Genomic DNA, 1,281 nt, shown 5'->3' on the forward strand with positions numbered 1-1,281 from the left:
CTCGTGACGTGGTCCGGCACCGGCAAGCCGCAGAGCCTGAGATAGCCGATCGTGTCGGGCGCGCCGCGGTCGAAGAAGACCGGGCCGGGTTCGGTACGCGCAACGTGCCAGGAGCGCAGTTCCCACGACAGCATCAGCTCGGCAAAGAGCGCGCGGTCCTGCCAGGGAAGGGCAGGGCCGCCGATAGCCGTCTGGTCGCGGATGATGCCGCGCCCAGCTTCGGGGGCCGTCGCGAAGCCTTGGGCACGCAGCGCCTCGATCAAGGTGGTCTTGCCGGAACCCGGACCGCCGGTCAGCACGAAGAATCGGTCGGAATCGTTTTGCATCGCTTGTCCATGGAGGATGGGCGGCAAGGCTGTGCGCCGCGCGTCGAGCGCTGGACAAGCCTTGGCCGTGGGTTGGTCTGGGAATGAGCAAAAAAAGGGGAAGGTGGAGGTTTCTGTTGCCAGGTACCTCCGAACCCCGCCTAGAAGTGCGAACCGCTAGGACTTGATTTGAAGCGTTCGCGCCGCATTAAGCAGCGAGACGAGCTTCCGCATAGTTGTCGTTGGCAACTATAAGTTTAGCCCGATAACGGTGGTACAATGCCGGGCAAAAGTACGATCTTTACACCTTCGTCGATCCTATTTCGCCCCCAGCAAAAGCCGCTCCGTCGGCCAGAGCGGTTTTTGGTGGAGGCGCCGGGTACCGCCCCCGGGTCCGAACGGCTTATTTCATCGCCTGTTTATCGCCATAGTCGGTCAAGCCGACGAAGCGAATATAGGGAGCGATGAGGGAAAAAGAAAGGCCAATCCGGCGCTTATCCGGTTATGCCAAACTGTGCAGCCAAGGGTTGACTTGCGCGCCTACTCAATCAAATCTCGCTCCCGGTGAGGAGTCCAGACCTAGCGCACAGGTTGCGCGGCGCGCCACAACCCTCACCGATCGGATCGGTGGCGCCGACGAGGGGAAGTTTGATGGCCGACTATCTTGCGGATGTGAAGAAATACGATGCCGGCGCCAGCGCCGACGCGGTCGATAAGATCGTCAAGCATCTGGGCATTGCGCTCAGGAACCGCGATTCCTCGCTGGTCTCCTGCACCGACCCGAAGGAACTCGACCGCGTGCGGGAGAACTGGATCGGCAAGAAGCTCGGCATCGCGGATGCCGCAAAGGCCAATGCTTCGATCGAGAAGACCTGCAAGGCGATGCATGCCGACAACACCAAAAGCCGCGTGACCTTCTACTACCTGGTGGCGAAGGACCTCGGCAAACTCAGCTCGCTCTGAGGCACAGCCACCC

General features: G+C 61.3%; 2 protein-coding genes and 1 other RNA gene. 1 reads left to right on the plus strand and 2 read right to left on the minus strand.

Going from position 1 to position 1,281, the window contains the following annotated elements:
• Both EOD07_RS34785 and ssrA read right to left on the minus strand, forming a co-directional pair.
• Positions 1–326, minus strand: a 326-nt coding sequence (locus EOD07_RS34785) for an AAA family ATPase (protein WP_164772862.1), incomplete at its 3' end; no start/stop codon positions are given.
• Between the two features lie 102 nt (positions 327–428).
• Positions 429–789: a transfer-messenger RNA gene (ssrA, locus tag EOD07_RS34790) on the minus strand.
• A gap of 167 nt (positions 790–956) precedes the next feature.
• Here ssrA and EOD07_RS34795 point away from each other — a divergent pair.
• Entirely contained in the window at positions 957–1,268 is a 312-nt protein-coding gene (locus EOD07_RS34795) for a DUF2853 family protein (protein ID WP_127238383.1), read from the plus strand.
• The last annotated feature ends 13 nt before the right edge of the window (positions 1,269–1,281 follow it).

Source organism: Mesorhizobium sp. M2C.T.Ca.TU.002.02.1.1, from assembly GCF_003997225.1.